We start from the raw sequence: 26,941 nt of genomic DNA on the forward strand, positions 1-26,941 counted from the left end.
TTTCCAGTGAGGTCCACATAGCCCTCAAGGTTCCCGGGGCCTTCGAAATACGAGAGGACATCGGCAGGCGATACATATTTCGCGGAGAAATCCCTGACCACGGCGCGGCCCTTCTTGTCGATCAGCTTGTACGGACCGCCCTCCTTCTCCTGCACCCAAGCCACCCCGTGCCCAAACGGAGTAGCACAATTGAACTGAGGCTCCAGCAGCCACTCGAACTCCAGACCATCGGGGCCGTAGCGGTAGTACAGCCACCCCGACACGACCACAACGACCATCAGCACCACGAATCGCAGAAAATAGCGCGAGCTTCCTGGACGATTCCCTACGGGCATCCTTGATCCCTCCTAACCATAGCCGAAGCCGGCGCCGCCCGTCTCCTGCGGGGAGGCGGGCGGCTGGGGCGGCCGTCGGGCGCTTATGCCGTTTTCGGGAGATCGCGCGCGGCAGGCAGGCCGTAGGCGGGTTCGGCGTACATAACGGCGTTGGCGATCGCCCGGGCCATGGTCTGGGCGCCGAGGATGCCGACGACGTTGACGTCCACCTCAACCTCCCCCGTGGCGAGCACGAAGATCGTGTCCCCGTCCCACATCGAGTGCGCCGGGCGCATCGCCCGCGCAAAGCCGTCGTGCGCCATTGAGGCGGCCTTCGCGGCCTGCGGCTTCGAGAGGCGTCCGTTCGTGACCACTACCCCGATCGTCGTGTTGCCGGCGAAGAGGTTGCCCGTGTCCGCGTAGCGGCGGCACATCTCGAGCTCGGTGTCCAGGACCGTCTGCCGGCCCTCGTCCAGGAGACCCGCAAGGACGGACCCCGTGTCGGGGTCCAGAACGTCCCCCAGGCAGTTCACCGCAACCGCGCTCGCCACCCGGAGGGCCCCGCACTCCAGCCCATAATGGCCAAAGCCGCCCTTCATCGCACGCTCCATGCCGCACAGCTTGCCCACGGAGGCCCCCGTCCCGGCCCCCACGCTGCCCTGTGCCGGCGGCTCCGCCACGGCGTTTTGGCAGGCCGCGTACCCCATGGCCCTATCGGGCCGCACCCTGGGGTCCCCCACCGGAAGGTCGAAGAGCGAGGCGCCGCAGACGATGGGGACGCGCGCCACCTGGACGTTGAACCCGACGCCTCGCTCCTCCAGGCAGGCCATCACGCCGGAGGCCGCGTCGAGCCCGAAGGCGCTGCCGCCGCTCAGAACCACCGCGTGGATCCTCTCCACCAGGTTCACGGGGTTCAGGAGGTCCGTCTCGCGCGTCGCGGGGGCCCCGCCCCGCACGTCCACCCCGGCCACCGCTCCGGCCTCGCAGATCAGGACGGTACAGCCCGTGCCCGCCTCCGCGTCCTGGGCATGGCCGACGCGAAGCCCCGGGATGTCGGTGATCGCAATTTCCCTGAACATCGCGGCCACCCTACCGGGCCAGGAAGGACAGGACCTTCCCGATGGCGATGAGGACGCCCGTGATCCCCTCTCCGCCCAGGAGGCCCGACGCCACCACGACGCCCAGCCCGCCCTTCCGGTCCGGGAAGAGCCTGCGCATCGCAAACGCCAGCGCGCCGCCCAAAAAGACGGTGCCCGAGATGAACATGGGGAGGTAGACGCCGATCCCGAGCGTCATGGCCGGGACGTTGAGGAGGTAGAACACGAGCCCCAGCAAGAGGCCCAGAATAAAGGCCTTGGTGTGCGGCAGCCCCCCGACCATCGTCGAGACCGCGTAGGCCTGGGGGGCGGGGAGCTCGGTGCCGGGCCCCATCCTCCCGAAGGCCTTGTACATCACCACGAGCACCAGCACGGACACGACGGCGCCGATCAGGCCGCCCACGACCTCGGCGGCCAGCTGGGCCCTGGGGTTCGTCCCGAGGGTGTGGCCGGACTTGAAGTCGTTGAGCACGTCGCCCGTCAGGCCGCAGGCCACCGCCACGACGCCCGCAACGTAAAAGGCCTGCTCCACGCCCAGCTCCGTGCCGAACGAGGAGGCCGCCTTGACCAGGAGCAGCACGATGATGCCGAAGATCTCCATCGGGTTGATGCCCGTCTGGCCCGTGATCTGTGCGGCCATCGCGGTGGTGACCCAGACGCCCAGGATGGTCAGGACGCTGCCGAGGATGCTCAGGCCCGCGACGTAGGTGAGCACGAAGGCCAGGACCACCGGCAGCAGCGGCGCGAAGCGGAGGCCGATCATGCGGTCCTGGGCGGCGCGGCCGCTCAGCATGGGGCCGTAGATCTCTCGGGCGCGGGGCAGGATGCCCTTCACCAGGATCCCGGTCCCCGTCCCGACCATCAGGCCGATGCCGAGGCTGTCCTTGAAGGCGGACGCGGCGGCGGCGTCCGCGAAGAGGCCCAGGGACACGCCGGCGTAGATCAGTCCGAAGAATCCGATCAGGGACCCCAGGAACCAGACGCCCGTGTAGAGGGGCCCGATCAGGTAGCCGATCCCCGCGGCCATGGGGGCCACCCAGACGCCGAAGGGCACGCCCCTGGCCGCCAGGGGCGCGGAGATCCAGACCGCGGGGATCTTGCCCCAGGCGTCCCGGAGGAGGGTGAAGACGGCAGCGGCCCCCAGGGTCCCGAAGAGCGTGCGCGCCTTGCTGCCCCTCTCGTCCCCCGCCAGGACGGTCTCGGCGGCCGCGATGCCCATGGGGAAGGGGAGCTGCTCCCGCTCGATGAAGTAACCGCGCACGAGGGCGGTGAACACGACGCCCAGCAGGGTTCCGCTGAGGGTGACCGCCAGCAGTGCGGGAAAGCGCATGGGGGCTTCGGGGTTCAGCATGTAGAGCCCCGGCAGGGTGAAGGCCAGCCCGCCCGCGACCATTCCGCCCGCGGACATGGCTGTGTGCGTCACGTTGATCTCGTTGACGTTTGTCCTTCCCAGGCCCTTGAGCAGGGCCATGGACAGGACGGCGACGAAGATGGTGGGCCACGGCAGGGCTCCCATCCTCAGCGCCACGTACATGGAGCTCGTGGTGATCACCACGGCCCCCAGCGCGCCCAGCAGGACCCCGCGCAGCGTGAGCTGGGCCCCCGAGCCCGCCCGTCCCTCCATGCCCGGAGCGAGCTCCGGGGAATTGCCGTTCTGAGACATACGCACTCCTCCTCTCCCGATCCCGGAGCTTCCGGAAAACGCCGAAAGCCCCATGCAAAAACGCCTTCGATAAGGTAATATCGTGGATGTACGCGCGATGCCGTCGGTGCGCATCGTTCCCATTTTACCTCGGAAGGACGGCGAAAGTTTAATTCCCGAAGGAGACTGCCATGGAACCGATACGAAAGGACCTTTATTTCACCCTCTCCGCAGAGGACGCCCTGCGGGCGCTGGGCACGTCGGCCGAACGGGGCCTGGCCGACGAGGAGGCGCGGCGGCGCCTCGCGGAGCACGGGCCCAACAGGCTGAAGGAGGGGCAGAAAAAAAGCCTGCTCCAGCTCTTCGCCGCGCAATTGAACGACCCCCTGATCTTCATCCTGCTGATCGCCGCGGCCGTCTCCGGCCTACTGGGCGAGGTCGCGGACACGGTCATCATCGGACTCGTGGTGGTGCTGAACGCCGTGATCGGCGTCTCGCAGGAGGCCCGTGCCGAAAAGGCGATGGAGGCCCTGAAAAAGCTCTCCACCCCCCGGGCCTACGTCCTGCGCGGCGGGACCGTGCTGGAGACGGACTCCGAGTCGCTGGTCCCCGGCGACGTCGTGCTGCTGGACGCGGGGCGCTATGTCCCCTGCGACCTCCGGCTGATCGAGAGCGCGGAGCTGCGCACGGACGAGTCCGCCCTGACGGGCGAGTCCCTGTCCGTGGACAAGGACGCCGGACTCGTCCTGACGGACGGGGCCGTGCCCCTCGGTGACCGGCGGAACATGGCCTACGCCTCGACCCTGGTGACGAGCGGCCGCGGGGTCGGCGTGGCGGTGGCGACGGGGATGGAAACGGAGATCGGGCGTATCGCCGGGATGCTGGAGGAGCGGGAGGAGCGCACGCCGCTCCAGAGGAAGCTCGCGGAGACGGGGCGCGTTCTGGGGATCGTCGCTCTGGGGATCTGTGCGGCGATGTTCGGGCTCTCGCTGCTTCAGGGGCGCGGCGCCTTCGAGATGTTCATGACGGCGGTCTCGCTGGCCGTCGCTGCCATCCCGGAGGGCATGCCGGCCATCGTCTCCATCGTCCTGGCCATCGGCGTCCAGCGCATGGTGCGCCGGAACGCCATCGTCCGCACGCTGCCCTCCGTCGAGACCCTGGGGGCCGTCGACGTCATCTGCTCGGACAAGACGGGCACCCTGACCCAGAACCGCATGACCGTCATGAAGTATTGGGTCGGCGGCGAGACCCCGGATGCCGCCGAGCTGGCCCCCGGGCAGAACGCCGTTCACCGCCTGCTGCTGGAGATCCTGGTGCTCTGCAACGACGCCACCTCGGGCGAGTCGGGCGCGACGGGCGATCCCACGGAGGTGGCGCTGATCGAGGCCGGGAGGCGCCACGGCTTGGAGGCCGCCGCGCTGAACGCGGAGCACCGCCGGACCGACGAGGCCCCGTTCGACTCCGACCGCAAGCTCATGTCCACCGTCAATGCCTACGGCGAGGGCTTCCGCGTCCTGACCAAGGGCGCGGCCGACAACCTGCTGGCCCGATGCACGCACGTTCTGCGCGGTCCGGAGGCGGTCCCCCTGACCGACGCGGTGCGGAAGGAGATCCTGTCCGCGGCGGGCGCGATGTCCGACGCCGCGCTCCGGGTCCTGGGTGTGGCCTTCCGGGACAGCGGCTCGGGCGACCTCGAGCCCGGTGAGATGGAGCGGGACCTGACCTTCGTCGGCCTGGCCGCGATGATGGACCCGCCGCGCATGGAGGTGAAGGACTCCATCGAGACCTGCCGGCAGGCCGGCATCGCGACGGTGATGATCACGGGCGACCACCCGAGGACGGCCCTGGCCATCGCCTCCGAGCTCGGCATCGCCGAACGGCCGGACCAGGGCATGACGGGCATGGAGCTGGACGCCTGCTCCGACGAGGAGCTGGCGCTCCGCGTCGAGTCGCTGCGGGTGTTCTCCCGCGTCTCGCCGGAGCACAAGGTGCGCATCGTCAAGGCCCTGAAGTCGCGGGGCAACGTCGTCTCCATGACCGGCGATGGGGTGAACGACGCGCCGTCCCTCAAGGCGGCGGACATCGGTGTCGCCATGGGCATCACGGGGACCGACGTCGCCAAGGGTGCGTCCGACATGATCCTGACGGACGACAACTTCACCACCATCGTCGCCGCGGTCGAGGAGGGGCGCAACATCTTCGCCAACATCAAGCGCGCCATCCTGTTCCTGCTCTCCTGCAACATCGGGGAGATCGTGGCCCTGTTCCTGTCCGTCCTGCTGGGCTGGCCGGTGCCGCTCCTCTCCATTCACCTGCTGTGGGTCAACCTGATCACGGACACCTTCCCGGCCCTCGCGCTCGGCGTGGAGCCGGGCGACCCGGACGTGATGCGGGAACGGCCCCGCCACGCCGCCCAAAGCCTGTTCAAGGGCAGCATCGGGTTCCTGGCGTTCAACGGGCTTCTGATCGGGCTGCTGACCCTGGCGGCCTTCGTGGTTGGTGCGATGCGCTACACCAGCGTCCACGACCTCTCCATCCTGTGGCACATGGCGGACCTGGAGGTGCCCGGCAACCCGCTGAACGCCCTCGGGCTCCAGCACGCGCGCACCATGGCCTTCGTGGTCCTGGCCGTCTCGCAGCTCCTCTTCGCCCTCTCGCTGCGCAGCCGGACGAAGGGCCTGCTGACGCTGGGGCTCATGAGCAACCGGGCCATGATCCTGGCTCTGATCGCCGGCGTCGCGGTTCAGATGGGCGTCGTCTACGTCCCGTTCATGGCCCGGGCGTTCCGCGTCGTTCCGCTGAATGCCTTCGATTGGGTGCTGGTGCTGGCGCTCTCGATGGTGCCGCTCCTCATCGCCGAGGCGGTCAAGGCCGTCAGGGGAGGGCGCGGGGACGGCGCGGCCTAGGAGGCCCTCCCGAAAAACAAGTGCGGCGCCCACCGTTTTTCGTTCGGTGGGCGCCGCCGTTCGTCACGGCACGGCCATCGTGAGATCGTTGCAAAGACGTCTTGAGAGCCGTCTGTCCTGTGGCAATATCTTGTGGCTTTCGATCGTTGCAAACGGCGGGAGAGGAGGTCGACGCCTCTACACGATTCCCCGGATCTCGGCGATGTCGGAGATCCCCTGGGCGTCCAGGAAGGCGGCGATGCCGTCGATGACGTCCAGGGCCAGGTCCGGCTTGACGAAGGTCGCCGCACCGATCTGCACGGCCGTCGCTCCGGCCATGATGAACTCGACCGCGTCCCGCCAGGTGGCGATGCCCCCGATCCCCATGACGGGGATCTTGACGGCGTGGGCGACCTGGTGGACCATGCGCAGCGAGATCGGCCGGATGGCGGGGCCCGACAGGCCGGCATAGACGTTGTCGAAGACCGGTCTGCGCCTCTCGATGTCGATCGCCATCCCCAGATAGGTGTTCGTCAGCGACAGGCCGTCCGCCCCCTCCTCCTCGCAGGCGCGGGCGAGCGCCACGACGTCCTCGGCGTTGGGGGAGAGCTTGACGACCAGCTTGTGCCGGCATATTCCGCGCAGGGTGCGGACCACGTCCCGGGCCGTGTCCGTCCTGATCCCGAAGTTCATGCCGCCCTGCTTCACGTTGGGGCAGGAGATGTTGAGCTCCAGCAGATCGAGCTCCACGTCGTTGAGGAGCGCGATGCCCTCCAGGTAGTCCTCGATGCTGTGCCCCCCGAGGTTGACGATGTTCGCCACGTCGTGTCCGTTGATCCAGTCGAGCTCCTTCTCGATGAAGCCGCGCACGCCGGGGTTCTCCAGCCCGATGCTGTTCATGAGCCCGCTGGGGGTCTCCCACGCGCGGATGCCCTCGTTGCCCTTGCGCTCGTTCAGGGTGAGCCCCTTGGAGGCGATGCCGCCGAGCCTCGAAAGGTCGAAGTACCCCTGAAGCTCGCGGCCGAAGCCGCACGTGCCCGAGGCGAGCACGACGGGGTTCTTCATGGTCACTCCCGCAAAGTCCACGGCCGGGCCCACCTCAGAACACCTCCTCGGCGGGGAAGACCGGACCGTCCGTGCAGACCTTCCGGCGCCCCGCGGTCGTCCCGCAGCTGCAGGCCAGGCAGACGCCGAAGCCGCAGGCCATCCGTTTCTCGAGGCTGGCGTAGAGCTTCGTGCCGGAAGCGCGGCACTTCTCGTAGAGGACCCGCATCATGATCTCCGGCCCGCAGGTCAGGACGCAGTCGTAGCCTTCGGGGTCGATCGCGTCCGTGATGAAGCCGCCGACCTTCACCGTCGTCCTGTCGCCGACCGCCGCGTACTCCTCGACCAGCAGGGCCTCGTCGCTGAACCCGAGGTACAGGTCGACCGTCGTCGCCGGATCGTGCGCCTTGAGGGTCTTCGCGGCCAGGTAGAGGGGGGCGATGCCGACGCCGCCGCCCACCATGGCGATCCTCCCCGAGACGAGCGGGAACGTGTTCCCCAGCACACGACCGGTCGTGACCGCGTCGCCCTCCCGGCACCGGGAGAGCAGCGCCGTTCCCTCGCCGATCACCTTGTACAGAAAGGAGAGCGTCCCCGGGTCGGCGTCGAATACGCTCACCGGGCGCGAGAGGAGGGGATAGCGGTCCCAGGACCGCAGCATGCAGAACTGCCCCATACGGGCCTCGTTGGGCTGGGCCACCCGCATGACCCAAAAGTCACGCGAAATGCGTTCGTTCGATATCACCTTCGGCACGATGCGACCTCCCTTTGGGCGAACCGGGCTTCACCGGAGAGCGTGGACGACCCTGCCCGCACGGATCGTGTGCGTGACCCTGCCGCGGAGCTCGCGGCCCAGGAACGGGGAGTTCCGCGATTTGGAGGCGAGGTCCGAGACGGTCCACCTCTCGTCCGGATCGAAGATCACGAGGTCGGCCTCCGCCCCCACCGCGACGGTGCCCAAGTCGAGCCCGTAGGCGGTCGCGGGGCCGAGCGTCATCCGGTCCACCAGCGCCGGGAGCGTCATGTGGCCGCCGTGGACGAGGTGCGTCAGGCCCAGGGCAAGGGCCGTCTCCAGGCCGACGATGCCGCTTGGGGCCTTGTCGATCGGGCGGTTTTTCTCCTCCTCGGTGTGGGGGGCGTGGTCGGTGGCGATGATCCGGATGGTGCCGTCCTTCAGCCCTTCGACGACCTCCCGGCGGTCCCGCTCCGTCCGCAGGGGCGGGTTCATCTTGGCCAGCGTGCCGTGCTCCAGAACGGCCTCCTGGGTCAAAGAAAAGTGGTGCGGGGTCGCCTCCGCCCAGACGTCGGCGCCGAGCGAGCGGGCGAGCCGCACCATCCGCACGGCGTTGCCCGAGCTGATGTGCTGGATGATGACGCGCGCTCCGGTGGCCAGGGCGAGCATGCAGTCGCGCGCGACCATGACGTCCTCCGCGACGGACGGAGAACCGCCGAGCCCGAGCCGCTCCGAGACCTCGCCGCGGTTCACCCCGTTGTTGGCGATGAGCGCCGGGTCCTCCTCGTGAAGGCTGATGGGGACGCCCAGATCGCGTGCCCGCTCCATGGCGCGCGTCAGGAGCGCGGTGTCCATGATCGGGATGCCGTCGTCGGTGAACCCGGCGGCGCCGAGGGCCCGCAGCGCGTCCATGTCCACGAGCTCCGCGCCCCTCAGCCCCCTGGTCACCGAGGCCGCCTGCAGGATGCGGACGTCCAGCCCCGCCGCGCGCGTCAGAATGTCGCGGAGCGTGTCGGGGTCGTCGACGACCGGTTTCGTGTTGGCCATGCAGACGACGGTCGTGAAGCCCCCCCGCTTGGCCGCGGCCGCGCCGGTCTCGAGGTCCTCCTTGTGGGTGAAGCCGGGGTCGCGGAAATGGACGTGCGTATCGATCAGGCCGGGAGCGACGACCCTCCCCCCCGCGTCCAGGACCTCCGTGCAGGCGTCCTCGGCGTACCTCCCGAGCCCCGCGATCCTCGGCCCGTCGACGAGGACGTCCAGAACCCCGTCCGTGCCGCTCCCCGGGTCGATCACCCTGCCGTTCCGTATGAGCATCATGCCGCCGCCCCCTCCCTCCTCAGTCGTTCGCATGGGGCCGAGTGGAATCAGAACATCTTCTTCTTCCACAGCCAGTACGCCGCCGCGGTGCTGAGGCCGAAGGCGATGCCCATCACCCACAGAAAGCCGTTCGGGTGCTCTCCGAAGGGGACGCCGACGTTCATGCCCCAGAAGCTGGAGACGACGGTGGGGATGGAGAGGATGATGGTGACCGAGGCCAGGAACTTCATGACGATGTTCAGGTTGTTGGAGATGATCGACGCGAAGGCGTCCATCATCCCGCCCAGAACGTCGCTGTAGACCCGGACCATGTCGTAGGCCTGGTCGTATTCGACGATCACGTCCTCCAAAAGGTCCTCGTCCTCCTCGCGGACCTTGACCAGCTCCTGGAACTGGGGGTTCTTCAGCATCCGCACCAGCTTGTCGACGGCCACGCGGTTGCTCCGCAGGGCGCCCGTAAAGAAGGTCATCCCCTTCTCCAGCTCCATCAGCTTGAAGAGCTCCTCGTTCTTCATGGATTGGCGCAGCGCCTCCTCGATCTTGTCGGACATCCGGTTCATCTCGTTGATGTACTGGAGGTAGGTCCCGGCCGTCTTGTAGAGGACCTGGAGCAGGAATCGCGTCCGCTTCCAGGTGCAGAAGCCGCTGACCCCGCCCTTCGCCCCAGGCAGAATCGGATTTTCCTCGAGGCAGATCGTGATGAAGTAGGTCTCCGTGACGACGATGCCCAGGGGCAGGGTGTCGAAGTCGAAGCTCTCGGGGTGCTTGGGGATGTTGATGACCATCAGCATGCAGGCGTTGTAGCCGCTGTCCTCGTCCGTCTCCTCGAAGTCGATGCGGCTCGACTCCTCCACGTCCAGGGCGGCGCTCAGAAAGTCCAGGGGGACGGCGGCCAGTCGGGCCACGTCCTCCAGCTCCTGGCGCGTCGGTTCGATCATGTTGATCCAGCTTCCGGGACGGATGTTGTCCAGGGAGAGCTCCTCGTGTCCGGGAGTCCTAAGGTTCGTGTGGGTTCGCAGTACCGAGATCATGGAGAAATCCCTCCTTGGAGGCGCGTTGGGGGTTCATTCGATATATTGTACACAAAAGTGTGCCCTTACTCCACTCCTCCAGGCGGAGGGGCCGTATTGGTACGCACCCGGCCGTAGCCCGAGAGGATCAGGTAATGGTGCCCGCCGTCCTGCGGCGCCGAGATCCGGATTGTGGCCGCAGGGGTCAGGGTGCCCCATTGAGGGTCGTAGACGCTCTTGTTGTCGAAGGTCCCCTGCCGCAAAAGGCGGAACCGGAACTCCGGGGAGGCGGGGAACGCCTCGGTGTTCCCGGAGTCCTTCCACGTCAGCGACAGCGGTTTGGAGGCCCTTTCGTCGAGGAGGAGCGTGAAGGGACGCCCCGTATGGTTCGATAGCGTCAGGGCACGGAGGACCCACCGCATGGCCCGGTCCGCCTCCTTTTCGGGGGAGGGGCGGGCCCAGGAGCGGAGGGCCAGCCCTCCGCCCAGCATCCCCAGGATCAGCAGGACGACCAGCAGCTCCGTCAGGCTGAAGGCGGACCGCCGCACCCCATGGAGGGACAAGCCCCGAGGCGGGGTGCGCCGCAGGGGGCGTTCCCCGCCTCGGACAGGGCGGAGCGAGGGGAGGCTAGCGCCCGGAGGCGGAGAGCCCCAGCTCGAAGACCTTGAGGTTCGCATCCAGGTGCTTGGGAGGGGCCAGCTCCTTCAGGGCGCTCACGACCCGGTCGCGCTCCAGGCCGGCGATGCCCATGCCGCTGGCGGCGCCCAGGATCAGGACGTTGAGGAAGAGATAGTTGCCCTTCATGTGCTCGTTCAGGATATCGTAGCCCGCGAAGCGGCAGATGTCGATCTTTCGGGCGGAGAGGTAGGCGGCGAGGCGCTCGTTCCCGAAGACCGATTCGTCGTGGACGTTGACGATGAAGGTGCCTCCCTCCCGGAGGTAGGGGAGGCTGCGGATGCCCTCCGACTGGTCGAACGCCATCAGGACGTCGGCCTGCCCCATCCGGACCAGGGAGCTGCGGTAGTCGCCGATCTTGAAGTGGCTGATGACCGACCCCCCGCGCTGGGCCATGCCGTGGACCTCGCTGCCGATCACGGGCAGCCCCTTGTCGATAGCCACGCGGCCCAGGACCTTGCTGGTGAACAAGATGCCCTGTCCGCCGATCCCGACGATGACGTACTGCATATCCTTGTCCTGGCGCATCTCAGTTCGCCCCCTTCTTCACGATGGCCTTGTGCGGGCAGACCGGTTCGCACGTCCCGCAGGAGACGCAGTAGCGCGGGTCGATGGAGGTCTTTTTGGCCTTCTCGTCGAAGCGAAGGCCCGGACACCCGAAGTAGTCGATGCAGTAGCGGCAGCCCACGCACTTCTCCTGGTCGACGGTCATGGGGATGACCTCCTGGGGCTGACGCAGCAGCATGCAGGGGTGCTTGAAGATCAGGACGGCCGGCTGGCGTTCGGCCTCCGCGTGCTGCCAGGCCCGCTTCACCGCATCGACGCCCGCGGCGTTGTCGTAGGCGGGCACGGTCTCGACGAAGGAGACGCCGCAGCCCCGGACCAGACGCTCCAGGTCCACGGCGATGCCGGGATCGTCCCTGCGCGGCTTGTCCCCCAGGCCGGGGTGCGACTGTCCGCCCGTCATCGCGGTGGAGGCGTTGTCGAGGATGCAGAGGACGAAGGCGTGGCGGTTGTAGACGGCGCTCAGGAGGCCGGGCACCCCCATGTGGTAGAAGGTGGAGTCCCCGATGGTGGCGACGACGGGGCGCGTCTGGTCCGTGACCCTGTGGGCCAGGAAGAAGCCCGAGGACATGGTGACGGCGCCGCCCATGCAGATGCTGGCGTCGATGCCCTTCTGGTTGATCCCCAGCGTGTAGCAGCCGATGTCCGAGGGGTTGATCGCGTTCGGCAGCGCCCTTCGAATGGAGAAGAAGCTGCTGCGGTGCGGGCACCCGGGGCAGAGCTGGGGCTTGCGCGGGACGAGGTGCAGGTCCTCCAGAACGGGGGAGAAGTCCACCGCGACGTCCCCCTTCGGCGCCGGCTCGTCCAGCGCCTTCAGCAGGATCTTGGCGATGACCTCGGGCAGGAGCTCGCCGGCTCCGGGGACCGTGCCGTCGCAGCGCCCCAGGACCCTCGTCCGGTCCTTGAGCTGCATCTCGATGACGGGATAGCTCTCCTCCAGCACCAGCACGCGCTCGTGCCGGGCGACGAACGCGTCCGCCATCGCGGACGGCAGGGGGAAGGGCGTGCCGATCTTGAGGATGTCGACATCCGTGCGCCCCCACTCCTTCAGGACGTCGCACAGCGACGCGAAGGCGATGCCCGAGGCGATCACGCCCAGCTTCGCCGGCTTGGACGCGGGCAGCTCGTAGTTGTAGCGGCTCCAGTCCGTCTCGAACTCCTCCCGGATCCTGCGTATCCGCTCGTTGTGCTTGGGGTGCGACGTGCGCACGAGGGCCGGCAGCGGACACCAGCGGACCGGGTTGCGGTCGAACTTGACGGGCAGCCCCTCGGCCCGGACCGAGGGGAGCTCCACCGCCTGGCGCGAGTGGGCGATGCGCGTCGTCGGACGCAGCATGGTCACCACGCCGTGCCGCTCGGAGAGGGCGTAGCCCTCGGCGACCATGGCCGCGGCCTCCACGGCGTCCGACGGGTCGAGGCAGGGGACCTTGGCGAACATGGCAAAGAAGCGGCTGTCCTGCTCGTTCTGGGAGCTGTGGGGGCCGGGGTCGTCGGCGGCGACCAGAAGCATGCCGCCCTTGAGCTCGTAGAGGGCCGTCGTCATGAAGGGATCCGCGGCGACGTTCAGCCCCACGTGTTTCATGACGCAGCACGCCCGCGCACCGGCGAAGGTGGCGGTGACGGCCATCTCGTAGGCCACTTTTTCGTTGGCGCCCCACTCCACGGCGATCTTCGCGTTCTGCCCGTCCGCGCAGCGGGCGACGGCGGGAAGGATCTCGGAGGACGGGGTTCCGGGATAGGCGGTTGCGACCTGACATCCGGCCGCGACGATCGCCTCCGCGATCGCCTCGTTGCCCAGGAGCAATTCCTTCTTGTTCATCGTTCCAACACCCCTCAAAAATGTTGATGACGATTCCGTGAAGACTAGTATAGCGCAAGATCCGGCTCGGTCAGTCCCCCAGGGTAAAGGTGTCGACGAGCGCCCTGAGCTTCCTCACGGTGGCGGTCATCCCCTCGGAGACCTCGGCGATCCGGTCGGCGGCTCTCCCGTTCTCCTCGGCCTCGCCGTTGAGCTCGGTCTCCACCGAGAGGACCTCGCCGATCGACTGCGCCATGTTCTGGGCCCCCATGCTCATCTCCTCGGAGGCGGCCGCCTGCTCCTCGGCCACGGCGGCCAGGCTTTGAATCGCGTCGTTGAGGCGGCATATCGCGTTCAGGACCTCCGCGAGCTCGCCCTGGGCGGCTGCGGCGTCGTCCACGATGGCGTTCAGCAGCGTGCCCGTCCGCTCCGTCGATCGGACGGATTCCTCGGAGCGCTCCCTGAGGCCGCCGATGAGGGAGCTGATCTCCGCGGCGGCACGTCCGGACTCCTCGGCCAGCTTGCGCACCTCCTCGGCGACCACGGCGAACCCGCGTCCGGCGTCGCCCGCCCGCGCGGCCTCGATGGCGGCGTTCAGGGCCAGCAGGTTGGTCTGGTCCGCGATGCTCGTGATGGTGGATACGAACCCCGAGATGGTGTCGACGGACCCGGCGAGGTTGTGGATCTGTTCGAGGGTTCGGGTGGAGACGCCGGCCGCGTTTTTGATGTTGTCGACGACCCCGTCGACCTTCGAGACAGCGCGTCCGGCCCCGTCGCTCATGCCGTGGGTCTGTTCCGCCCCGTCCGATGCGCTCTCGGCGCTGGCCTGAGCGCTCTTCGCGATCTCGTCGATCGAGGCCGTGACCCCGTCGAGCGAGACCATGCTCCTGTCCAGGAGGCCGTTCATCGTCTCGAGGGTGCTTTCCACCTTGCCGATCGACGTGCGGAGCGTCGAGGCGACCTCGGCCAGGGACTCCGCCTGCCCCGCGTTCTTGTCCGTCTCGGTGCGGATGCCGCGCAGAACTTCCGCCACGGAGGCGGTCATGCTGCTGACGGCGCGGGCGATCGCTCCCAGCTCGTCCCTCTTCCTCAGATGCTTTTCCGAAAGGGTCCCCGAGAAGTCCTTGTCCCCGAGCCGGGCGATGAAGCCGGCCAGGTGGTTGAGGGGACCGGCGATGTTGCGGGTGATGGTCAGGGCCACGACCATCGAAACGAGCAGGCCGCCCAGGAAGAGCACGGCGATCAGGATCTTGAGTCCCCGGCTCAGGAGCGTGTATTCGCGCTCGTCGACGATTCCGATCGAGGTCCAGCCCAGAGCCTCGTTTTGCGAGGGGAGGGACTGCACGTTCCAGGTCGTCCCGTCCTTCTCGAACTGAACTTTTGCGCTCCGCTTCCCCTTGGGGGCCTCGTAGCCCGGGATGCCGAGCTCGGAGACGGGTTTGCCGACCGTCTCGGGACTGCGGGGATTGGAGATGACGATGCCGTCCTTGTCCAGCACGACGAGATAGCCGGATTTTCCGAGGGTCACCCCCTGCAACATTTTCTGAATGCCGGCCAGAGGAACGGAGGCGTCCAGAACTCCGATGAACCGGCCCTCCCGGTCCACGATCCAGTTCATCACCTCGATGGAGGCGGTTCCGTCCGAGGAGACGTAAAGGCCGGACATGGCCTTGCCGTCCGGGGCCTGCTTGCAGAGCTTGTACCAGCTTCGCGCCCTCGCGTCGTATCCCGGAGACCGATCGGAGACGGGGTGCGACATGTACCCTCCCTCGTGTTCCATGCCCATGTTGAGGAAGGCGATGGAGGGGTTGGAGGAGACGAAATTGACGAAGTCCTCGTAGATGGCCCTCGCCTGCGGCGAGAAGCTTTCGGGGTCCATCCGGACCTTGCCCTCGGGGGTGTTCGCCTCCAGGTTCACGTAGGAGGTCAGTGCCGTGCCCGCGTCCTTCAGGGCGTTCTGGGAGGCCAGCATGGCGACGGAGTTCTGGATGGAGTCGAAATAGAGGTCGAGCCCCGTGGAGACCTTCGACACCTCGTTGTCGATCTGCCGCTCGTAGTGGGCGTAGCCGGCCTGCAGCACATACACGACCACGCCGATGGAGAAGAGCGGCAACAGGGCCACGAAGACAAAGGCCCTCATGATCCTGAAGCGGATGCTGGCCAGGAAGGGAACGACGGCTCCGCCCCTTTGGGCGGCGGGTACGGACAATTTCTTTTCCATGATTGCGAGAACCTCCGTTTGTTTTGCTGCGACCCACCTTGAGGCGCCCTGTCCGAGGCGAAAACGGCAATGCCGCCACGTCTCGAGACGGGTGCGTGGGATTGGGCTCTAATTTATAGAGCCGCTCGGTCTTTGTCAATCAATCCGGGAGCGTCCGGGGGAAACCCCGGACGCAAAAGCGCCGGCCTCCGAGGGAGCACGGAGGCCGGCGGGATCGGAAGCGCTCACTCCGCCGCCAGGTTCCGGCTGGCCACGATGTCCACGTCGGTGCCGCAGACGTTCGGCAGCAGCACCTGGCCGATGGCGATGGGGGCGTCGACCTCCAGCGCCGCGACCGCGCGCGCGATGTCGAAGAGCCGGTCCCTGGGCGCGGGCTTTTGGCTGCGCACGGGACAGACGGGCAGCCTGCCCCCCCGCACGCGGACCGTGGAGGCGAACACCCGCCGCGGGTTCCTCACCTCCGTCTCGGCGTAGGAGCGTCCCCGGGGACAGGTATTGCCCTCCACCCGGCGCACGGCGTTCCCGTCGCAGGTCACCGTGAGGGCGCAGCCCAACGGGCAGGATACGCAGATGATCCTCTTCTCCTCGCTCATGGTTTCATCCCCCTCCACATGTTATAGCGCCTCCACGTCGACGACGATTTCCTTCAGGTCCGTCAGCGCTCGGATGCAGTCCGCCCCCAGGCGCACCTCGTTCATCTCCCCGGGGCGGGCGTAGCGCAGTTTTTGGGAGAAGAGCCCCGGTTCGGCGAAAACGCGGCAGGGGCACTCGAAGGGACGGGAGACGCGCAGGTAGACCGTCACGTCGGATGCGCCCGTGACGAACTGCGGCGAGAAGAGCCGGACGTTCTCCCCTCCCCGGACGGGGATGGAGCGATCCGGGGCGGGGAGCTCGCCGCGCGCGTAGCGGGCGGCGTTCGCACCTGCCCTGAGCCCCTCGTCGCTGACGTTGTCCACCAGGTCGTAGACGATCACGGCGTTTCCGGCCGCGAAGACCGGGGGACGGCTGGTCTGAAGCAGATCGTTCACCACCGGCCCCCCCGTGACGGGATGGAGCTCCACTCCCGCACCCCGCGAGAGCTCGTTCTCCGGGATCAGTCCCACGGCCAGCAGCAGGGTGTCGCAGGGCACGAACCGCTCCGTCCCCGGGACCGGCGCACGGGCCCCGTCGACCTTCGCGACGGTCACGCCCTCCAGCCGATCCCGGCCGTGGACGCGGGTGACCGTGGTCTCCAGATGGAAGGGGATGCCATAGTCGTCCAGGCACTGAGCGATGTTCCGCCTCAGGCCGCCCGCCCAGGGCATGACCTCGTACACGCCCTCCACCGTCGCCCCCTCCCAGATCATCCGCCGGGCCATGATGAGGCCGATGTCGCCCGAGCCCAGGATCACCGCCCGGTTTCCGGGCATCTGGCCCTCCATGTTCACGAACCGCTGCGCCGTTCCGGCCGTGTAGATGCCGGCGGGACGGCTTCCCGGGATCCGGATTGCGCCCAGCGGTCGCTCGCGGCAGCCCATGGCCAGGACCGTGGCGCCGGGGATGAGGTGCTCGAGGCCCCTGTCGCGGTTCATCGTCCAGACGCTCCCATCGGGGTCCATTCCGAAGACCATGGTGTTCGCGAGAAACTCCACCCCGGCCTCGTGCGCCTGGACGACGAAACGGTGCATGTACTCCGGGCCCGTCAGCTCCTCCTTGAAGGTCTGGAGTCCGAAGCCGGGATGGATGCACTGCTGGAGGATTCCCCCCAGGTCCCAGTCGCGCTCGAGGACCACGACGCGCCCCGCGCCCGCGCGCCTCGCGCCGATCCCGGCCGCGACGCCGGCTGGGCCGGCACCGACGACCAGCACGTCGATAGGCCGATCCCCGTTCATGGCCGCACCCCCTTCTTCAGGAGGTACTCCTTGGTCCTGCCGACCAGGAGGCGGGAGTCCCCCCCGTGCCGGGTGACCTCCTCCATGGGGATCCCCAATTCACGGGCCAGGATCTCCGCCACGCGGGGACAGCAGAAGCCGCCCTGACAGCGTCCCGTGCCCGCCCGGGTCCAGACCTTGACCGCCGCGACGGTGCGCGCGCCCCTGCGGACGGCCTCGACGACCTGGGCCTCCGTCACGGTCTCGCACCGGCAGACGATCTGCCCGTAGGCGGGGTCCTCGGCGACCAGCTTCTTGCGCTCCTCGAGGGGAAGCATGCCGAATCGGGGGATATGCCTGCGCTCCGGGACGAAGGCCCGGTTGGGCTCGAAGACGGCCCGGTCGCCCAGTTCCTCGCGGATCAGCTCGGCGACGTGGACCGCGATGGCGGGCGCGCAGGTGAAGCCCGGCGACTTGATCCCCGCGACGTTGACGAAGCCGCGCGGGGAGCCGGGCGCGCCGATGACGAAGTCCTCCGTATCCGAGTTGGCGCGGATCCCCGCGAAGGTGGTGATGTTCAGGTGTGCCGGAAAATCGGGCACGAGCTTGCGGGCCCCCCTCAGCACCTCGTCGAGCCCCTCCGTCGTGGTGGACAGGTCCTCCCGGTCCTCCTGGACGACGGCGTTGGGGCCGGCCAGCAGGTTGCCCTCCGCGGTGCGGGCCACGGTGATGCCCTTTCCGAGCTCGGAGGGGCAGGCGAAGAAGAAGCTGCTGATGAGATCCTCGGTGCAGCGGTCCAGGAGGTAATACTCGCCCCGGGTCGGGACGATACGGAAGCTCCGGTCCCCGGCCCAGCCGGCGACCTCGTCGGAGTGCACCCCCGCGGCGTTGACGACGATGGGAGCGTAAACGGGCCCCCGGTCGGTCCGGACGCCCAGGACCCCGCCGCCGCTCAGAATCAGTCCGGTGACGCGGGTCTCCAGCCGCAGTTCGACCCCGTTGATCCGGGCGCTCTCCATGAAGGCGACGACCGCCTCGAAGTTGTTGACGATCGCGGCGGTGGGCGACCAGAGGGCCGACCGTATCGCCGGGGAGACGTGGGGTTCCCGTTCCCGAAGCCGATCCCCCGAGACGATCTCCAGGCCGGGAATGCCGTTGGCGCGGCCCTGTTCCAGGAGTTTCTCGAGGTGCGCCCCGTCCCTCTCGTCGAAGGCGCAGACGTAGGAACCGCACTCGTTCAGGTGGAAGTCCAGAACGTCCTTCAGTTCGTGGTACATCCGGTTGCCCCTGCCGCTGAAGCGGGCCTTGACGGATCCGGGCCTGTCGTCGAACCCGCCGTGAATCATGGAGCTGTTGGCCCGGCTGGCCCCCGCGGGAAGCTCGGCGGCCTTGTCCAGGACGACGATCCTCAGTTTGTGGCGCGAGAGCTCCCGTGCCAGGCTGGCGCCGATGATCCCGCCGCCGATGACGGCGACGTCGTACTGTTCTCCAGGCATGGCGATCCCCCCTCCCCGAAGTCCCAACGCCCCTACAGACGGACAGCCCCAGAGGTGGCGTCTGGGGCTGTCTGCGTGCGCAAAACCGTCCGTTCGGGAATCAATCCGTCCAGCCGCGGGACTTCTCGACCGCCTTCTTCCAGCCGTCGTACATCGCCCTCCGCCTCTCGGTGGTGGACAGGCTGGCGAACTTGCGGTCCATCGCCCAGTTGTTGCGGATCTCGCTCTCGTCCTTCCAGAACCCCGTGGCCAGGCCCGCAGCGTAGGCGGCGCCCAGGGCCGTCGTCTCGTTGACGACGGGGCGCACGACCTCGGTCCCCAGGATGTCCGCCTGCATCTGCATCAGCAGGTCGTTCTTGACGGCCCCGCCGTCCACCTTCAGGCTGGTCAGGTTGACGCCGGAGTCCTTCTGCATGGCCTCGATGACGTCCCGCGTCTGGTAGCAGATGCTCTCCAGCGTGGCCCGGATGATGTGCGACTTGCGGATGAAGCGGGTGAGCCCCACGATGGCCCCGCGTGCGGTCATGTCCCAGTAGGGTGCGAAGAGGCCCGAGAAGGCGGGGACGAAATAGATGCCGCCCGAGTCCTCGACCTTGGAGGCGAAGTACTCCGTGTCGGGGGCCTCGTCCACCAGTTTCAGGTTGTCGCGCAGCCACTGCACCGCGGCGCCCGTGATGGCGATGGAGCCCTCCAGGGCGTAGACGCACCTGCCCTCCTCACGGCTGTAGAACGCGGTGGTCAGCAGGCCGTTCTTCGAGGGGATGGGCTTGTCGCCGATGTTCATCAGCATGAAGCAGCCCGTTCCGTAGGTGTTCTTGGCCTCTCCCTTGCTCAGGCAGGCCTGGCCGAAGAGGGCCGCCTGCTGGTCGCCGAGGTCGCCCGCGATCGGGATCTCCGCGCCGAACGGGCCGTGTTTCACGGTGTTGCCGTAGACGTGGCTGGAGGGCTTGATCTGGGGCAGCATGGCCTCCGGAATGCCCAGGAAATCCATCATGGTCCTGTCCCACCGGAGGGTTTCGATATTCATCAGCAGGGTGCGGGAGGCGTTGGAGACGTCCGTGACGTGGACGCCGCCGTTGGGGCCGCCCGTGAGGTTCCAGATCAGCCAGGTGTCGGTGTTGCCGAACAGCAGTTCCCCGCGCTCGGCGCGTTCGCGGGCGCCGGGCACGCGGTCGAGGATCCACTTGATCTTGGTCCCGGAGAAGTAGGGGCTGATCAGAAGCCCCGTGATGTCCTTCACTTTGCCCTCGCCGGTGATGGTCTGTTCCCATCCGGAAGACTTCTGCCACTGCGCGCAGAAGTCCTGAGTCCTCATGCACTGCCAGACGATGGCGTTGTGTATGGGCTTTCCGGTGCTTTTTTCCCAGACCACGGTGGTCTCGCGCTGGTTGGTGATCCCCACGGCGGCGATGTCCCCCGCCGCGATGTTGCCCGCGGAGAGGGCCCCCCGGATGACGTCCTGGGTGCGGGACCAGATCTCCATGGCGTCGTGCTCCACCCAGCCGGGGTTGGGGTAGATCTGGGCGTGCTCCATCTGTTGCGAACAGACGGGCAGCCCCTTCCTGTCGAACACCATGCACCGTGTGCTGGTGGTGCCTTGGTCGATTGCGACGACATATTTCTTTTCGGACATAGTGCAACCTCCTTGTCGTACCGCGTTATCCGGCGTGATGGCGGGAATGTCCTCTCGCGAAGAGGCCGAGCCGCCCCGATGCGTCTACATCAGGCCGAAGGCCTGGCAGAACACGGAGGCGACGGCGGCACCGGCCCAGGGCCCGACGGTGGGCACCCAGGCGTACTGCCAGTCCGAATCCCCCTTGCCGGGGATCGGAAGGAGGAAGTGCGCCACGCGCGGACCGAAGTCGCGCGCCGGGTTCATGGAGTAGCCGGTGGGGCCGCCGAGCGCGGCGCCGAGGGCATAGATGAGCCCCCCGACGAGGAACGGCCCGACAGCGGGGGCGACGCCCCCGACGCCCTTGGAGAAGATGCACATGATTATGGTGACCAGGAAGAAGGTGGCGATGGCCTCGGTGAGGAAGTTGCAGGGAAGATTCCACTTTGCCGGCGTGGTGGAGAAGACCGCCAGCTGCGCGCCGGCGGGGGTGCCCTCCCAGTGATTCAGGTAGGCGAAGTAGACGATCACGCCTCCGACGAAGGCCCCCAGGATCTGGGCGCCCATGATCGTCAGGGCTAGGGATGCGCTCGGGTAGACCCCGGCCATGAACTTGGCGAGGGTTACGGCGGGGTTGATGTCCGCCTGAGGGGCTCCCATGGCCTGCGCGGCGAAGACCCCCATCACGACGGCCCAGGCCCAGCCCCAATTGATGTGGACCCAGCTCGATCCCTCGGCCTTGGATCCCTTCAGCACGGCGGCGGCGACGGTTCCGTCGCCGAAGACGATCAGCACCATGGTGCCGAAAAATTCACCGAAAACAGGCCCTAACAACGATTGCACGTCAATCTCCTCCTTAAGGAAAAATAAGGGAATGGATTGCTTTGCCTGTGTTGCCCCCGTTGACGATTTTTGCTGCGCCTATTGGCCGACGAACCCCAAAACGCGAGACCGATCCAAAAACGAGCGACGGATGGGAGGACAGGAATACCGATCGAGAGGAACGGGATGTGCGAAGCGGTTCCAGCATCCCCGATTCTAAGTCTAGTTCTTATTTTTTTGTATGTCAACGATAAAAAATGAGAAAAATGAAAACGAAGAGGGCGAATGACGGCCCGATCTTCGAGGTTCCGGAATGTCTTGCCGTGCGGCGGGTCATTCTGCCCCGCGGTGCACGTGCGGCGTTCTCCCGGCTTGCCGGGAGGAGAGCACGATGGCGGACAGGATGAGAATGCAGCCCAGGACGGCGGGTCGGGTCGGCCAGGAGTCCGTGGCCATCGAGGTCATCACGATCGCCGCGGGAACCTCTCCCGACGTCAGAAGCGAGACCGTCGACGCCGGAATATGGCGCAGGGACGCATAGAAGGTGTAATAGCCCAGGAGGGACGTGAAAAAGACGGTGATCGCGATCAGCCCGATCTGGAATCCCGTCAGCTCCGGAAGGTCCGACCACCCGGAGGTCAGGGACTTGAAAAAGAACATCCACAGGCCGCCGAAGAGGTTGCTGTAGAAGAAGATCCCCATTCCGGAAACGCCGCCCCTCGTGACCGAGGCCCGGCCCCACAGGGCCTGGGCCGATATGCCAAGGACGCCCAGCAGGCCCCAGATCAGGCCGGGCACGGAGATCTCCGTGTCGACGCTCCAGTCGGGGCGCATGACGGAACAGAGGACGCCGAGCGAGACGGCGATGGCGCCGAACAGATCGTATGGGCCGGGTTTCTCTCCCGTTATCAGCGAGGAGCCCATGGCCGTGGCGATGGGGGCGGTGTAGCGGACGACCAGAGCGGTCGCCACGGGCAGGTAGGCGACCGAGAGCATGAAACCCAGATAGGCGCAGACCGGGGCCAGAGGGGCGAGGAGGAACAGGGCCAGAAACTCCCTCCTCCGGATGTGGAGATGCTGCGGCGCAAAGAGCCCGATGCATGTTCCGAGCACGAGGGAGGATACGGCGCAGCGAAGAAGGACGACGGTGTTCATGTCCGCTCCGCTCTGTCCCAGAAGCTTCGAGGCCGGGCTGCTGAGAGCCCAAAGCAGCCCCGTCCCCACGGCAAGAAGGATACCCGATGTGCTCTTGTCCAACTTGTGGATACCTCGATTCCCGAATGATTGCCGCTCCGTCTCCGCCGGCCGCGGACCGTCCGTCCAGGATTATACCCTTTTCGGTGCGGAACCGGGTCCCCTCCCGGTTTTGCCCCGCGGGGTATAATGATGCTCGAGGGGAAACCTATTTGCGGAGGTGTTCGAGTGGCCAGGGACGAGCCGATCCGTTACGTGTGCGCCGACTGCGGGCACATGACGACCACGCGCACGGGACGCTGTCCGTCCTGTGGGGCCTGGGGGACGCTGGAGTCCGAGGCGTCCTCGGCTCCCTCCAAACGGTCCGTCGCCGCCCGGGTGGTGAGCGCCGTCGACGTCCGGCCGCCGCGCCGCCTTTCGACGGGCATCGGGGAGCTGGATCGCGTCCTGGGCGGAGGGCTGGTCCCCGGCGGGGTCGTCCTGATCGGAGGCCAGCCGGGCATCGGCAAGTCCACCCTGCTGCTGCAGGCCGCGGGGCGCGTCGCGGGGACGGGGGCCTCCGTGCTCTACATCTCCGGCGAGGAGTCCGAGGCTCAGGTGGCCTTGCGCGCCGCCCGTCTGGGAGTGGCCTCGGACCGTCTGCTGCTCTGCTGCGGGACCGATCTGGAGGGGGCGCTTCAGAACCTGTGGGACGTCTCCTTCGTCGTTCTCGACAGCGTCCAGGCCATGAGGGCCGAGGGGGAGGCGGGCTGGCCCGGGACGCCCAATCAGGTTCGGGCCGTCGCGCAGAGGGTCGTCGACGCGGCCCGTGCGGGCGACGTCCCGGCGGTGCTCGTGGGGCACATCACCAAGGACGGCCGCCTGGCGGGGCCCATGCTGCTGGAGCATATGGTGGACGCCGTCCTGACCTTCTCCGGGGAGGGGTACTCGTCCTATCGCATGCTGCGCGCGGTCAAGAACCGCTACGGCAGTACGGACGAGCTGGGGGTCTTCGAGATGCGCGAGGACGGGCTGATCCCCGTGGAGGACAAGAGCGGGCTCTACTGGAACCGGTCGGACGCCGCGGTCTCGGGGGTCGCCATGACGATCGCCCTGGAGGGGACCACGCCCCTGGCCGCGGAGATCCAGACCCTGGCGGGGCCCACGGTCTTTCCCTACCCCAGGCGTACCGCACGGGGCATCGAGCTGAACCGCTTTCAGCTGCTGACGGCCGTCATCGAAAAACGCTGCGGGCTGCCCTGCAGCGGGCACGATCTGTACATGAACGTGGCGGGCGGGCTGTCGATTCAGGACCCGTCGGCCGACCTGGCGGCCTGTGCCGCCCTGGCGTCGGCCCTGAGGGACGTCCCGCTTCCGGGCGGCTCCTGCTGGCTGGGCGAGGTGGGACTGGCGGGGGAGGTGCGCCCCGTCACGCGCCTCGGCGTGCGGCTGAGGGAGGCCGCCCGGCTGGGCTTCTCCCGCGCCGTCGTCAGCTCTCGGGAGCGGAACGAGCGCGTGGAGGGCCTGGAGATCGTCGCGGTCTCGCACCTGAATCAGGCCCTGGCCGCGGGCTTGTCGAGAAAAGAGGCGTAAGCCAGGGGCGCGCCGGGAGGGCCGGCGTTCCCCCGAACTTGGAGGTCGTCTTATGAAAAACCTTTCGCGCAGGGAAAACGCGGTTTTCCCCGTCATCGTTCTGGCCGTCCTGGGCCTGATGCTTTGGGGCTCGGCGGCCCCGGCCCGCGCGCCTTCCAAGGTGGTCCTGGCCCCCCTGTCGGGCTCGGTCGGCGTGCAGATGGAGCAGTTCGTCGGGCGGGTGATCCGGCAGGCGGACGAGGAGGGAGCCGCCCTCGTCGTCTTCGAGCTCGATACGCCCGGCGGGCTGGTGGAGGCCACGCGCGGCATCGTCCAGGCGATTTTGGGCTCCAGGGCCCCCGTGGTGATGTGGGTTCCGCCCGGCGGTCGGGCGGCTTCGGCGGGCGCCTTCATGATGCAGGCGGCCCACGTCGCGGCCATGGCCTCGGGGACCAACGTCGGGGCGGCGCATCCCGTGGTCGCATCCGGAAAGGACCTGCCGAACGACGACATGAAGAAGAAGGTCGTCAACGACCTGGAGGCCCAGATGCGCGCCCTGGTCCAGCTGCGGGGCCGCAATCAGAAGGCCGCGCAGAGGATGATCCAGGAGAGCCTGTCCCTGACGGCCCACGAGGCCCTGGCGGAGAAGGTCGTCGATCTCGTCGCGGACGACCTGGACTCCCTTCTGGAGGCCGTATCCGGCCGGGTCGTGACCGTCGATGCGAACCCCGTCAAGATCGCGCTGCGGCCAGGAATGCCGGTCGAGCGCGTGGAGATGACCTGGCAGGAGAAGCTGATCCAGTTCCTCTCGAGCCCCGATATCGCCTACCTCCTTCTGGTGGGGGGGCTTCTGGCGCTGTTCTACGAGATCATCACCCCCGGCGGCTTCGTCCTGGGCACGACGGGGGCCGTCATGCTCCTGCTCGGGAGCATCGGCCTGAGGATGCTCCCGTTCAGCTGGGCGGGCGTGGCCCTGGTCGGGGCGGGCGTGATCGTCATGGGGCTCGACCTTCTGGTGGGCGGGATGGGGATCCTGAGCCTGCTCGGGGTCGCGGTGCTCGTCGCGGGGGGGCTTTTCCTGTTCCGTGCCCCGGGCGGGGAGCTGCTGCGCGTCTCCGTGTCCCTGATTGCGGGGATAACGGTTGCGCTTGGAGCCTGTTTCACGTTGTTCGCGTTCATGGTGGCCCGGAGCCTGAGGCGAAAGGTCTCCACGGGGCGTCGGGGGCTGATCGGCCTGGAGGCCGTGGCCGTCGAGCCCTTGACGGCCGAAGCCGAGGGAATGGTGCGGTGCCGCGGGGAGCTTTGGCGTGCCCGTGCGGAGGACGGGAGCCTTTCGGAAGGGGACGTCGGGATCGTCTCCGCCCTCGACGGCATCGTCCTTGTCGTTCGCCGGAAGAAGGAAAGCTAGAAAAGGAGAGTCGGATCCATGAGTCTTGCCGTTCTGGGAGCGGGGAGCTTCGGCACCGCGGTGGCGGACCATGCCGCCCGGGTGGGGCGCGAGGTCGTCCTCTGGTGCCGGGGGGGCGACCAGGCCCGCCACATCAACGAGCGTCATCGCAACCCGCGCTATCTGAAGGACTACCCTCTGCAGGAATCCCTGAGGGCCACGGCGGTCCTGGAGGAGGCCCTGGAGGGGGCGGACCGCGTGGTCCTGGCCCTTCCGACCCAAAGCCTGAGGAGCGTTCTGGAGCGCCTCGCCCCCCTGTCCCCGGAGGGGCGGAGCTTTCTGAGCCTGGCCAAGGGGATCGAGATATCGACCGGGCTCATGCCCCACAGGATCTTCGAGGAGGTCCTGCCCGGCTCCTCCTACAGCGCGCTTTCCGGGCCCAGCCATGCCGAGGAGGTCGTCCGGGACCTCCCTACGGCGGTCATCGTGGCCTCGAAGGACCCCGCCACCGCCGTCGAGTGGCAGAAGCTGCTGAACGCCCCCCGCTTTCGGGTCTACACGAGCGGGGACGTCGTCGGGGTGGAGCTGGGAGGGGCGGTGAAGAACATCATCGCGATCGCCGTAGGTATCGCCCACTCGCTCTCGGTCGGCGACAACGCCAGGGCCGCCCTGGCGACGCGCGGATTGGCCGAGATCATGAGGCTGGGCTCCGCCATGGGCGCCTCTCCCCTGACCCTGGCCGGGCTCGCGGGGGTAGGGGACCTGATGGCAACCTGCTACAGCGCGCACTCCCGCAACTTTCGCTTCGGTGCGGCGATCGGGCGCGGGGCGTCGGCCGATTCCGCGGTCTCGGAGATCGGCCAGGTGGTCGAGGGGGCCCACACGGTGAAGGCCCTCGTGGCCTATGCCCGAACGAAGGGCATCGAGCTGCCCATCTCCGAAGGGGTTCACGCGATCCTCTACGAGGGGGCGGTGCTTCAGGACGTCATCGAGCGGCTGCTCTTCAGGGAGCCCAAGCCGGAGTGAGCCCCTCCGCCGCGGGGCTTCCGCAGGGAGGACAAGACCGGCGGCGCAGGGCCGATGCAACGAAAGGTGTGGAGGCATGAACGTCGACGTTTTGCTGTTTCGGAATTTCGAGACCCTGGACGCCTTCGGCCCCGTGGAGATCCTCGGGAGCGTTCCGGGCTTCTCCGTGCGCTGCGTCTCCCCGAACGGCGGGATGGTCGTGAGCGTTCAGGGGGTTCGGGTATGGACGGAACCCCTGGGGACGGGATCCGAGCCCGAGGTCCTGCTGGTGCCGGGTGGGATGGGTACGCGCGCTCTGGTCGGCGACCCGGCGTACCTTGCGGGGCTGAAGGACGTTGCCGAACGCTCGGCCCATGTCCTCACGGTCTGCACCGGCTCGGCCCTTCTGGCCGCGACGGGGCTTCTGGACGGGCTCAGGGCTACCTCCAACAAGCGGGCCTTCGACTGGGTCGTCTCCGTCAATCCCTCGGTGCGGTGGGTATCCTGCGCCCGTTGGGTCGTGGACGGGAAGTTCTACACCTCCTCCGGGGTCTCCGCCGGGATGGACATGGCCCTGGGATTCCTGGAGGACCGCCTGGGCCGGGCGGAGGCGGAGGCGGCGGCACGGAGGATCGAGTACGTCCGCAACGCGGATCGGGACGAGGACCCGTTTGCCCGGTGACGATGCCGGGCCTTGCCTTGTGTGGGAAAGAACGGAGGAGGT

The 26,941-nt window shown here is 67.7% G+C and carries 22 protein-coding genes; 5 read left to right on the plus strand and 17 right to left on the minus strand.

Translation table 11 applies throughout. The annotated features are described in order from the left end of the window. The 3 genes from EII26_RS08025 to EII26_RS08035 all read right to left on the minus strand — a co-directional run. Positions 1-335, minus strand: a 335-nt coding sequence (locus EII26_RS08025; RefSeq protein WP_148092553.1) for a hypothetical protein, incomplete at its 3' end; no start/stop codon positions are given. A gap of 83 nt (positions 336-418) precedes the next feature. Then, on the minus strand, positions 419-1,393 hold the full coding sequence (locus EII26_RS08030) for a P1 family peptidase (RefSeq protein ID WP_124888641.1): 975 nt from the start codon (positions 1,391-1,393) through the stop codon (positions 419-421). 10 nt (positions 1,394-1,403) lie between these two features. Next, positions 1,404-3,074: an OPT/YSL family transporter gene (locus EII26_RS08035; protein WP_199735137.1), complete on the minus strand. Its 1,671-nt coding sequence runs from the start codon at positions 3,072-3,074 to the stop codon at positions 1,404-1,406. 170 nt (positions 3,075-3,244) lie between these two features. On the opposite strand from EII26_RS08035, the gene EII26_RS08040 reads away from it, so the two are divergent. After that, positions 3,245-5,959 carry a cation-translocating P-type ATPase gene (locus tag EII26_RS08040; RefSeq protein ID WP_124888642.1) on the plus strand — a complete coding sequence of 905 codons (2,715 nt, stop codon included), beginning with the start codon at positions 3,245-3,247 and terminating at the stop codon, positions 5,957-5,959. Positions 5,960-6,136: 177 nt separating this feature from the next. Here the strand turns inward: EII26_RS08040 and EII26_RS08045 are convergent, their stop codons facing one another. The 14 genes from EII26_RS08045 to EII26_RS08110 form a co-directional block, all read right to left on the minus strand. After that, positions 6,137-7,036 (minus strand): dihydroorotate dehydrogenase, encoded by a 900-nt coding sequence (locus tag EII26_RS08045; protein WP_124888643.1) that lies wholly within the window; start codon positions 7,034-7,036, stop codon positions 6,137-6,139. Position 7,037: 1 nt separating this feature from the next. Next, positions 7,038-7,736: a dihydroorotate dehydrogenase electron transfer subunit gene (locus tag EII26_RS08050; protein WP_124888644.1), complete on the minus strand. Its 699-nt coding sequence runs from the start codon at positions 7,734-7,736 to the stop codon at positions 7,038-7,040. Positions 7,737-7,766: 30 nt separating this feature from the next. After that, the gene (locus EII26_RS08055) at positions 7,767-9,032 is read right to left on the minus strand and encodes a dihydroorotase (protein WP_199735138.1); all 1,266 of its coding nucleotides are present in this window, start codon (positions 9,030-9,032) and stop codon (positions 7,767-7,769) included. 47 nt (positions 9,033-9,079) lie between these two features. Continuing rightward, complete coding sequence (locus tag EII26_RS08060; RefSeq protein WP_124888645.1) at positions 9,080-10,063, minus strand: magnesium transporter CorA family protein; 984 nt, start codon at positions 10,061-10,063, stop codon at positions 9,080-9,082. A 65-nt stretch (positions 10,064-10,128) separates the two neighbouring features. Next, positions 10,129-10,605: a prepilin-type N-terminal cleavage/methylation domain-containing protein gene (locus EII26_RS08065; RefSeq protein ID WP_158612209.1), complete on the minus strand. Its 477-nt coding sequence runs from the start codon at positions 10,603-10,605 to the stop codon at positions 10,129-10,131. Between the two features lie 64 nt (positions 10,606-10,669). Further along, positions 10,670-11,245 (minus strand): 2-oxoacid:acceptor oxidoreductase family protein, encoded by a 576-nt coding sequence (locus EII26_RS08070; protein WP_342447306.1) that lies wholly within the window; start codon positions 11,243-11,245, stop codon positions 10,670-10,672. 1 nt (position 11,246) lies between these two features. Further along, a complete protein-coding gene (locus EII26_RS08075; RefSeq protein ID WP_124888647.1) occupies positions 11,247-13,100 on the minus strand; it encodes a thiamine pyrophosphate-dependent enzyme in 1,854 nt (617 codons plus the stop codon). Positions 13,101-13,170: 70 nt separating this feature from the next. Continuing rightward, positions 13,171-15,300, minus strand: a complete 2,130-nt coding sequence (locus EII26_RS08080) for a methyl-accepting chemotaxis protein (protein WP_124888648.1) — start codon at positions 15,298-15,300, stop codon at positions 13,171-13,173. Positions 15,301-15,524: 224 nt separating this feature from the next. Beyond that, positions 15,525-15,893 carry a DUF1667 domain-containing protein gene (locus EII26_RS08085; protein WP_124888649.1) on the minus strand — a complete coding sequence of 123 codons (369 nt, stop codon included), beginning with the start codon at positions 15,891-15,893 and terminating at the stop codon, positions 15,525-15,527. Between the two features lie 21 nt (positions 15,894-15,914). Then, positions 15,915-17,171: an NAD(P)/FAD-dependent oxidoreductase gene (locus tag EII26_RS08090; RefSeq protein WP_124888650.1), complete on the minus strand. Its 1,257-nt coding sequence runs from the start codon at positions 17,169-17,171 to the stop codon at positions 15,915-15,917. Continuing rightward, positions 17,168-18,646 carry an NAD(P)/FAD-dependent oxidoreductase gene (locus EII26_RS08095; RefSeq protein WP_124888651.1) on the minus strand — a complete coding sequence of 493 codons (1,479 nt, stop codon included), beginning with the start codon at positions 18,644-18,646 and terminating at the stop codon, positions 17,168-17,170. The genes EII26_RS08090 and EII26_RS08095 overlap by 4 nt, the downstream gene beginning before the upstream one ends. Positions 18,647-18,746: 100 nt before the next feature. Further along, positions 18,747-20,279 (minus strand): glycerol kinase GlpK, encoded by a 1,533-nt coding sequence (gene glpK / locus EII26_RS08100; protein WP_124888652.1) that lies wholly within the window; start codon positions 20,277-20,279, stop codon positions 18,747-18,749. An 84-nt stretch (positions 20,280-20,363) separates the two neighbouring features. After that, positions 20,364-21,101, minus strand: a complete 738-nt coding sequence (locus EII26_RS08105; RefSeq protein WP_124888653.1) for an MIP/aquaporin family protein — start codon at positions 21,099-21,101, stop codon at positions 20,364-20,366. Between the two features lie 312 nt (positions 21,102-21,413). Next, positions 21,414-22,337, minus strand: a complete 924-nt coding sequence (locus EII26_RS08110; protein WP_124888654.1) for a DMT family transporter — start codon at positions 22,335-22,337, stop codon at positions 21,414-21,416. A gap of 165 nt (positions 22,338-22,502) precedes the next feature. Between EII26_RS08110 and radA the strand changes: the two genes are divergently transcribed. The 4 genes from radA (at position 22,503) to EII26_RS08130 (ending at position 26,899) form a co-directional block, all read left to right on the plus strand. Further along, the gene (radA, locus tag EII26_RS08115) at positions 22,503-23,846 is read left to right on the plus strand and encodes a DNA repair protein RadA (protein WP_199735140.1); all 1,344 of its coding nucleotides are present in this window, start codon (positions 22,503-22,505) and stop codon (positions 23,844-23,846) included. A 52-nt stretch (positions 23,847-23,898) separates the two neighbouring features. Beyond that, positions 23,899-25,233 (plus strand): NfeD family protein, encoded by a 1,335-nt coding sequence (locus tag EII26_RS08120; RefSeq protein WP_124888656.1) that lies wholly within the window; start codon positions 23,899-23,901, stop codon positions 25,231-25,233. An 18-nt stretch (positions 25,234-25,251) separates the two neighbouring features. Beyond that, positions 25,252-26,238: an NAD(P)H-dependent glycerol-3-phosphate dehydrogenase gene (locus tag EII26_RS08125; RefSeq protein ID WP_124888657.1), complete on the plus strand. Its 987-nt coding sequence runs from the start codon at positions 25,252-25,254 to the stop codon at positions 26,236-26,238. 76 nt (positions 26,239-26,314) lie between these two features. Beyond that, positions 26,315-26,899, plus strand: coding sequence for a DJ-1/PfpI family protein (locus EII26_RS08130; RefSeq protein ID WP_124888658.1), 585 nt, complete (start codon positions 26,315-26,317; stop codon positions 26,897-26,899). Positions 26,900-26,941: the final 42 nt, after the last annotated feature.

The organism is Fretibacterium sp. OH1220_COT-178 (assembly GCF_003860125.1).
Taxonomy (GTDB): domain Bacteria; phylum Synergistota; class Synergistia; order Synergistales; family Aminobacteriaceae; genus CAJPSE01.